Annotated in this window: 9 protein-coding genes; 3 read left to right on the plus strand and 6 right to left on the minus strand. The window is 69.0% G+C overall.

Features of this window, described 5'->3' with window-relative positions; genetic code table 11:
• Positions 1 to 234: 234 nt before the first annotated feature.
• The 5 genes from ACXAHD_RS18465 to ACXAHD_RS18485 form a co-directional block, all read right to left on the minus strand.
• Positions 235 to 771: a helix-turn-helix transcriptional regulator gene (locus tag ACXAHD_RS18465; RefSeq protein ID WP_475051967.1), complete on the minus strand. Its 537-nt coding sequence runs from the start codon at positions 769 to 771 to the stop codon at positions 235 to 237.
• Positions 705 to 1,559, minus strand: a complete 855-nt coding sequence (locus ACXAHD_RS18470; RefSeq protein WP_289211959.1) for an ATP-binding protein — start codon at positions 1,557 to 1,559, stop codon at positions 705 to 707. The genes ACXAHD_RS18465 and ACXAHD_RS18470 overlap by 67 nt, the downstream gene beginning before the upstream one ends.
• Before the next feature lie 149 nt (positions 1,560 to 1,708).
• Positions 1,709 to 1,927 carry a hypothetical protein gene (locus tag ACXAHD_RS18475; RefSeq protein ID WP_289211960.1) on the minus strand — a complete coding sequence of 73 codons (219 nt, stop codon included), beginning with the start codon at positions 1,925 to 1,927 and terminating at the stop codon, positions 1,709 to 1,711.
• 210 nt (positions 1,928 to 2,137) lie between these two features.
• Positions 2,138 to 2,848: a vWA domain-containing protein gene (locus ACXAHD_RS18480; RefSeq protein ID WP_289211961.1), complete on the minus strand. Its 711-nt coding sequence runs from the start codon at positions 2,846 to 2,848 to the stop codon at positions 2,138 to 2,140.
• Positions 2,849 to 2,916: 68 nt separating this feature from the next.
• Positions 2,917 to 3,492: a MarR family winged helix-turn-helix transcriptional regulator gene (locus ACXAHD_RS18485; protein WP_289211962.1), complete on the minus strand. Its 576-nt coding sequence runs from the start codon at positions 3,490 to 3,492 to the stop codon at positions 2,917 to 2,919.
• Positions 3,493 to 3,625: 133 nt separating this feature from the next.
• Between ACXAHD_RS18485 and ACXAHD_RS18490 the strand changes: the two genes are divergently transcribed.
• From ACXAHD_RS18490 to ACXAHD_RS18500, 3 genes are all read left to right on the plus strand, one after another.
• The gene (locus ACXAHD_RS18490) at positions 3,626 to 4,609 is read left to right on the plus strand and encodes an LLM class flavin-dependent oxidoreductase (RefSeq protein ID WP_289211963.1); all 984 of its coding nucleotides are present in this window, start codon (positions 3,626 to 3,628) and stop codon (positions 4,607 to 4,609) included.
• A gap of 84 nt (positions 4,610 to 4,693) precedes the next feature.
• Positions 4,694 to 5,146: a hemerythrin domain-containing protein gene (locus tag ACXAHD_RS18495; protein ID WP_289213678.1), complete on the plus strand. Its 453-nt coding sequence runs from the start codon at positions 4,694 to 4,696 to the stop codon at positions 5,144 to 5,146.
• Between the two features lie 28 nt (positions 5,147 to 5,174).
• Positions 5,175 to 5,639, plus strand: a complete 465-nt coding sequence (locus ACXAHD_RS18500) for a GNAT family N-acetyltransferase (RefSeq protein WP_289211964.1) — start codon at positions 5,175 to 5,177, stop codon at positions 5,637 to 5,639.
• Between the two features lie 529 nt (positions 5,640 to 6,168).
• Here ACXAHD_RS18500 and ACXAHD_RS18505 read toward each other — a convergent pair.
• Positions 6,169 to 6,516 (minus strand): hypothetical protein, encoded by a 348-nt coding sequence (locus tag ACXAHD_RS18505; RefSeq protein WP_289211965.1) that lies wholly within the window; start codon positions 6,514 to 6,516, stop codon positions 6,169 to 6,171.
• Between the last annotated feature and the right edge of the window lie 209 nt (positions 6,517 to 6,725).

Here is a 6,725-nt window from a genome sequence, read left to right on the forward strand (position 1 = left end):
GCGTAGCCGCGGGGTCGAATTGTCGACCGTCGCAGATCTAAGCGTCACCGCTACCCCCTGAAAGGTTGCTCAGCAGATCCGGTGTGGACTTTACGGCTCGATCACCGGTGGCGTCATCACTCGGTGCCTACGATCTTTTGCGTACGGTCACATTCGGCTCGCCCGGTGGCGACCGGCTCCGACCTGTTAGGACGATCCACCGGTACGTTCGGCGCGACGACGCCGTACGGAGGTCTATCCGGAATCGCGATCGATGCAGATCCGGAGCCGATGGGTCATCGACGCGGCGGCATTACGGTTGCTGGCCGCCATCTTTCTGAGCAGGTTGGACACGTGGACACCCGCCGTGCGTTCGGTGATGAACAGTTCGGTGGCGATCTCCCGATTGGTCCTGCCCAGGCATAGCAGACACAGCACCTCCAACTCGCGGGCGGTGAGACCGAACGGCCGTGCTGCCGGCCCGGCGGTGTCGTCGGCTGGCTCCGGCGGCTCCGGGTCGAGGGGGATGCGGGCCCGGCGGGCCATCGCCTCGATCTCGCTACGCAGCGGCCCGGCCGGCAGCGGATTGGTGGACTGCCAGGCCGACCTGGCGGCCGATCCGGCGCGGGTCAGGTCGCCGGCGGTGAGCGCGGTCTCGGCTTCCCGCCAGTAGGCGTAGCCCGCCGGGTAGGACCGGCCGAGCATCGACCAGCCCCGGACCACCATTACCCAGGCGTCGGGGTCGGCGGTGCCTCGGGCCCGGGCGAGTTCGGCCAGGCAGAGGTCACGCAACACCCGTAGCTGCGAGATCCCGGCCTGTTTCCGTCGGACAGTTCGTAGTACCGGTCCAGCAGCGACCGGTCGACCGGGCCGCCGGCCGACGCGGTCAGGAACCGTTCCAGCTCGGCGCGGGTGAACCGGGCCAGCTCCAGCCGGTGGATCCGGCGGATGAAGTCCGGCTCGGCGAGCAGCGTCCGCAGTGGGTGCCGCCGGTCCAGGTCGTTCGACCGGTAGCTGTGCACCAGCAGGACCCGCTCGTCGGTCTGCGCCCGAGCCGAATAGGAAACCAGGTCCAACGTGGATGGCTCGGCCCAGTGCAGGTCCTCGATGATCAGTACGGTCGGCGTGTGCGCGCCGAAGTGGTCGAGCATCCGCAGGACCGCGCCGAACACCCGTAGCTGTGCGGTCGACTCACCGAGGGGCGCGACTCCGGTGAAGTCCGACACCAGCCGGCTCAGTTCGGCGTACGAGGGTCCGCCAAGCTCGCGTACCCGCTGCTCACCGAGTGCCCGGACGATCCGCCGCAGGGCGTCGATCAACGGGGCGTACGGCACCGCGCCGGTGCCCAGGTTGATGCAGACGCCGCGCAGGACGGTGCGGCCTGCCGAGCGGGCCTCGGCGGCGAACTCCTCGAGCAGCCGGCTCTTGCCGACGCCCGCCTCACCGCCGACGAAGACCGTCGCGGCGGCACTGCCCGCCGCCTCGGTCAACAGCCCGGTCAGCCGGGCGCGTTCCGCGGCGCGGCCGATGAAAGATCCACCCGCTGCCGGGAACTGCGCAGATGCGTACGCCGTCGCCATGTGTCCATGGTGGCGCGAGTAATGGGGACTGTCAGCCGTCGCCGTGTGTCACATCGTATCCGGTGGCCGATGCTGACTCAGTGGTCACCGGAAAATGCCGGTCCGGTCGGCCGGAAGCGATGGTGTGCCGTTGCGCTGCGTTGTCCAGGTTAACGACAATCGTCGCGGTCGTCCGGCTCCGGAATCGATTCCACGGTACGCCGGCGGTCGTCGACGTACTCGGCCAACTCTTCAGGGCCCGCACCGCCGGTCACAGCGGCCTGCCACGCCGCGCCGAACTCGGCGGCGAGTAATTCGATCATCCGTTGTCGGGTTTCGGCTGGTAGCCCGTCATCGGGCACCGGTCCGCCGGATCGATCGTCGATCATCGAGACCTCCGCTGCGATCGTTGGCCCCGTGCTCCGGAATTGATGTGCTCCTCGGACATTGTCAATAGTTTTGATCATATATGAACCTGACGGACAGTCGACCTTGGCCGTTCAGCGGACGGCCTGACGACAATCAAGATCACCGTAACAAGATCACCGTAGCTGGTCCGAGTCGGGCCGGGCTGCCGTCGCCCGCAGTCGGGGCCACCGTCACCCGGGGCCGGTCGGGTCGAGCCGCTGCACCCCGGGCGGCAGATCCGGCCCGTCGGGCAGGACCGGTCCGGCGTCGCTGGTCGGGTGGTAGCCGGACCGGACGACGCTGGCGATGAGCACCTGTGCGATCCCGGTGATCGTCCGGGCCGGATCGGCGCCGGGCACCATCAGGTACGACGCCATCCGTCCCGATCCGGTCGCCGGATGGGCCAGCGACCTGATGATCCGGGGATCCGCCTCGTCCACGCCGCAGGCGACGACGCTCGGGCGGGCGCTGGACGAGGTCAGCTCGGCGAACGCCGCCTGCCAGGCGGACCGCAAGTCGGTTGGCCGGCCATCGCTGATGAACCAGACGGTGGGCCGGTGTGTGGTCTCTCCGCTGGCCGCGAACCGTGCCATGTCCGACTCGATCTCGTCCCGCGTGGCCGTGAACGCCGACTCGTAGCAGGTGCCGCCGCGTACGGTGAGGGCCGGCGAAACCAGCCCGGGAGCAAGCAGGTCACCGAGCGGGAGCCGGACCTCCGCGTGGTCGGAGAAATCGATCAGCCCGAACCGTACCCGGGCCGCGACGACCGGGTGCCGCGCCAGCGCGTCGACGAGCGCCGGCACGATCTCGTTCGCCGCTTCCAGCTTGCCGTCCGCCGCCATCGACACCGAGACGTCGACGACCAGGTAGAACGGCAGCAGGTTGGTGTCTGACTGGCGCATCGATCGGCTCCTCCGTCCGCCATGCCGCAGGTCTGACGGACGGGTGTGGGCCGAGCTGGAGCTGTACCTCAGTGCGGCTGGCCGTCCGCTGGCTCGTGCGGCTGGCTGTCGGCTGGCTCGTGCGGCTGGCTGTCGGCGGCGATGTCGGACACGATCTGGCAGGTGTCGACGACCGGATCGACGGCCTGTGCCTGGTCGGCCAGCTGGAACAGCAGCGACCGCAGTGCCTCGCGATCGGTCGGCCGCAGCGACCCGAGCAGATGCTCCTCGGCCTGCTCCAGCCGCTCCCGGGTCGCCGACCAGACCTGGTGCCCGTGGTCGGTCGCGACGATGGTCTTGTGCCGGCGGTCGTCCGGGTTGGCCCGCCGTTCGAGCAGCCCGGCGCGCTCCAGATCGTCGATCAGGTAGGTCATCACGGTCTTGTCGATGCCCAGCCGACGGGCCAGCGAGATCTGACTCTCCGGCGTGGCCTCGACCGCCGCCGCCAGCACCTGATGGCCGCGCGGCCCGCCGGGCAGGTCGTGCAGCACGGCGCTGCTGCTCTTGACGTACGCCCGGAAGACCACGCCCAGCGCCCAGCCGAGGTCGCCGCCGCCAGCGGCGCGGGCCGGACCCGGATCCGTGCGTTGACCGGGACGAGGCATAGGCCGAGCTTATCGCAGGCTCGTCTGCGCTGACCGACCATCCTCACGTCAGAAGGGTCACAGTGCCGATCGTCTGTTCGGCAGACTATCTTGTGACCCGTACGCATGACTGCTGTCGCGGGGAGCGAACGACATGGCTGACTACGGACACGACCTGCTGTTCGGCACCTTCATCACGCCGGTCGCCGAGCAGGCCGACCGGGCCCTGGCGCTGGCCCAGTTGACCGAGGAGGCCGGGCTCGACCTGGTGACCGTGCAGGACCACCCGTACCAGGCCCGGTTCCTGGACACCTGGACCCTGCTGTCAGTGATCGCCGCCCGCACCACCCGGGTCCGGGTCGCGCCGAACGTCGCCAACCTGCCGCTGCGCCAGCCGGCGATGCTGGCCCGCAGCGCGGCCAGCCTCGACCTGCTCAGCGGCGGCCGGGTCGAGCTGGGCCTCGGGGCCGGTGCCTTCTGGGACGCGATCGCGGCGATGGGCGGCGGCCGGCTCACCCCGGCCGAAAGCGTCGAAGCGCTGGCGGAGGGCATCGAGATCATCCGCTCGGTCTGGGACGCCGGCGGCGGCACCGTCAAGGTCGACGGCCGGCATCACCGGGTATGGGGTGTGCATCCAGGTCCGGCGCCCGCCCACCCCATCGGCATCTGGCTGGGCGCGTACAAGAAGCGGATGCTCGGGGTCACCGGTCGACTCGCCGACGGTTGGCTGCCCAGCAGCCCGTACGCGCCGCCGGAGCAGCTACCGGCGATGAACGCGGCCATCGACGCGGCGGCACGGCAGGCGGGGCGGGACCCGGCCGCGGTCCGCCGGCTCTACAACATCAGCGGTACGTTCGGCAGCGGCGACGGATTCCTCACCGGCAAACCGGGCGACTGGGCCGAGCAGCTCGCCGGACTGACCCTGGAGCAGGGCTTCAGCGGCTACCTACTGGCCAGCGACGACCCGGACATGATCCGCCGGTTCGCCGCCGAGGTGGTGCCGGCGGTCCGCGACCTGGTCGCCGCCGGCCGCAGCGCCGCAGCAGCGGGTTCGGTTCCCGCCGCGTCGGCCCCCGCCGCCGCCGGCATCACCCCCACCCCCGACGACGGGGTACGGCTCAGCGCTGAACGCGTCTGAGACGAGTCGACCCGGCCGACCGCCCCGCCACCCGACCCCACGCTGACCTACAGTCCCGCCCAGCGGACCGCCGGGCAGCACCTGATCGACGTACACGATCATCTGCGCGAGGAGCTGCGGACCGTGCGCGACCTGATCGACCAGGTCGCAGCCGGCACCATGACCGCCGGCGGTGCCCGGGCGCACATCAACACGATGACCATGCGGCAGAACAACTGGACCCTCGGCGCCTACTGCGAGTCGTACTGCCGGGTGGTGACCACCCACCACACCATCGAGGACATCGGCATGCTGCCGCAGCTGCGCCGCGCCGACCCGGGACTCGCCCCGGTGGTCGACCGGCTGTCGGAGGAGCATCACGTCATCCACGACGTGCTGGAACGGGTCGACCGGGCGCTGGTTGCCCTGGTCAGCGAGCCGGACCGGATCGGCGACGTCAAGACCGCCGTCGACCTGCTCACCGATACCCTGCTGTCCCACCTGTCCTACGAGGAACGCGAGCTGGTCGAGCCACTGGCCCGGTTCGGTGTGGGGTGACCAGCACCGGCCGGGCAAGATCTCCGTCATGCGGTTGACTATCGAGCGCGCCGACTTCGCTGACCCGGAGCTCGGCGTCTTCCTGCAGGCACATCTCGACGAACTCGCGCCAACGGCGCCTGCCGAGAGCCGACACGCGCTGGATCTTTCCGGGCTGCGGGCACCGGGCGTCCGTCTGTGGGTCGCCCGGATGAGTGGCGAGCTGGTGGGCACGGGTGCCCTGGCCGAGGTGGAGCCGGCGCACGAGGAGATCAAAAGCATGCGGACGGATCCGCGACGACGCGGCCAGGGCATCGCCGCGCGCGTCCTCGACCACCTCATCGGGGACGCGCGACGACGCGGCGTCCGCCGCATCTCGCTGGAGACCGGAAGCATGGACTTCTTCGTCCCGGCGAGGACGTTGTACGCAAAGGCGGGCTTCGTCCCCTGCCCGCCCTTCGGCGCCTACGTCGATGATCCCAACAGCGCGTTCATGACCCGCGAACTGGCGTGACCTGAGGCGCGTTCCGCCTCGCGCGGGGCATCCAACCGCTCTCAACCCGCGCTGGCCGTACGGGGGCGCGCAGGACTGGTACGCCGCCATCTCGCACGCCACCACGCTACGGCCGGGTCGCAGCCGTCGGCCCCTTCGATGTTGCGGTTTTGGTGCGTCGACGACGATCGCGGCACGGCGTGCAACCTCCCAGCCCGCAACCGTGTGGGAGAAGGGTGGAAAGGGACCGGCAGCCGCCGGTCCGATCGTCAAGGAGGCCATGCGGCAAGCTCCATCTCCACAGCTTGACACCCAGACGGTTCGTGGCGCGAGCCACTGCTGAGCGACGCTCGGCATGAGTACGTGGGGTAGTGGGTCAATCGCCATCCTGAACCGGCTCAGCGAAATCGCGCGACCGCAGTCACTTCGACACGGGTCAACTGCAGGACGGGCCATGGTTCGCCTTCGCGCCTGCTACGTGCCGATGGTTGACCTATCGATCCCGCACCGCATTGAGCCACAGACCAGCCGAGGCCAACATCCTTGAGCGTCACCAATCCCGACTGTGTCGCCCTGGCCTACCGGTTCGGGCTTCAGGCGGTGGGCTGAAGATGTGATCTCGGTATGCGCGCTCCGGGACAAGGTGCCGACCAGACTGAGCCTTCTTGAGCCAGTCGACAAGTTCGAGGATGTCCTCCTCGCGTACGCCTTCTTGGCGTAGCTTCGCCGCGAAGGCTTCAGGTGCCACCCCACGCCACCGGTCACGGGCGTTCATGAGGTCTGCCTTGAACATGGCCTGTTCGTTCCACTTCAAGTGGTTGTCGTAGCCCTTGGCCATCATGGCGAGGTACTCGGCGATGCTGGCAACGCTGGATGGAAGGCCTTCAGGGTGAGTCATGGGCGAGTTGTATCATGTAGGTACGACATCGCTCAGAAAGCTTGACTTCTGGGCAGTGGCGCGGTGGTCCAAACAGTGCCCGTGCCGGAAGAGCTGAATTTAATGGTGAGACACCTGCGAGGCTTATTCAGCAGGGTCCAGTAACCCACAGTGGACCCCCCGATGAATGAGACGGCCCGCCCTCCCATAGGATGGAGTTTCCACACAAC

It is taken from the genome of Micromonospora sp. ABR4_055 (assembly GCF_056160425.1).